Origin of the sequence: uncultured Limnohabitans sp. (assembly GCF_937889215.1) — a bacterium.
GTDB lineage: Bacteria > Pseudomonadota > Gammaproteobacteria > Burkholderiales > Burkholderiaceae_C > Limnohabitans_A.
On sequence record NZ_CALBEX010000180.1, the window covers coordinates 1 to 1,328 of the forward strand.

The 1,328-nt window shown below is 64.8% G+C and carries 1 pseudogene; it reads left to right on the forward strand.

From position 1 onward, the window contains the following. Nucleotides 1-1,196 precede the first annotated feature (1,196 nt). Nucleotides 1,197-1,328 (forward strand): annotated as a pseudogene (locus tag Q0341_RS04655) (diaminopimelate epimerase); the annotation flags it as partial.

Below are 1,328 nucleotides of genomic sequence, written 5' to 3' on the forward strand. Positions count from 1 at the left end.
GACCACCGAGATCTACACATAGAGGTTTCCCTACACGACGCTCTTCCGATCTGGTGCAAAGCGCCTGCAAGGGCGCTGCGCCGGGTGAATGGTCCGGATGTGAGTGGGTGCACACAATCGCTTTGATTTGCCCGCCCGCCGCACGCCACAGGCGTTGCAGGTGCTCGTCGTCGGCCGGGCCGGGATCGATGGCGATGTAGCCGGTGTCGGGGTCACCCACCAAATAGCTGTTGGTGCCAGGGCCGGTCATGACGCCGGGGTTGGGGGCGGTCAGGCGCTGCACGTTTTTGAGCAGGGGCACCGGCTGGTCGGTTTTCCAGTCCAGGTGGTGGTGGATTTGCCCGTCGGGGGTGACCAAGGCCAGCTCGCCAAACGGGGCTTCGTGCTCCATGTAGCGCGCTTCGTTGCCCGCCAGCCAACCGGCACGGGGGCAGCTGGTCCAAAGCGGCTCGTCGTTGACCGCGCAGGCTTGCAGCACCGCGTCTACGGTGGCAAAGGCTTTGAGGCGGTCGAGCGTGCGGATGGTCGGGAAGATGATGAAAAACTGGCCCGCTTCGTGACGTGCCAGCGCGTCTTGTGGGCGCACCCAGACGGGTTCAAACTGTTCGGACTCATCGGCCACCGGGGTTTGGCCTTCGGGCATGCGGGCCACCAAAAAGGGCACGTCAAAGCGGCGTGGCAGGTCGCGGTCGGTGATCCAGTGGGCCAGCACATAGACCTGTTCGGCAGCGAGGGTCAAACCCAGGGTTTGGCATTGCGCGGCAAACGGGGCTTGGCGGTCAAGTTGCGCGATGTCGGTGTTGTCGGCCCAGCGGCCGTTGGCATGGCGGGCCAGCAAAATGCCCAGTTCCTCAAAACTCTCGCGGATCGCGGCAATGGCCTGCGTCAGGTGCAAGTCGCTTTGCAGGGGGCGGCGGGTGGCTTGGGCGTGGGCCAACGTGTCGGCGGCATCGATGCCCCCGCCCGGAAACACATACGCGCCTGGCGCAAAACTGGCCGTCGTGGCGCGGCGGGTCATCAAGACCTCCAGGCCTTGCGGGCCGTCGCGCAAAAGCAGCACAGTGGCGGCTGGGCGCAGGGGCGCGGGTTCACGTTGGGGGTACAGGAGTTGGGATGTGCGTGCCATGCCCCATTATCAGGGGGCTCACACACGAGGCCTGCCCTTGGCGTGCTGACCAAGGGCGATAATCGCCGCCATGCACATCCGCTTTACCAAAATGCAAGGGGCCGGCAATGATTTTGTCGTGCTCGATGAAACCCAGGGCCGCTTGGGTTTGACCCGTGCCCAATACCGATTCTTGGCGGACCGCCACTTTGGCGTGGGGGCT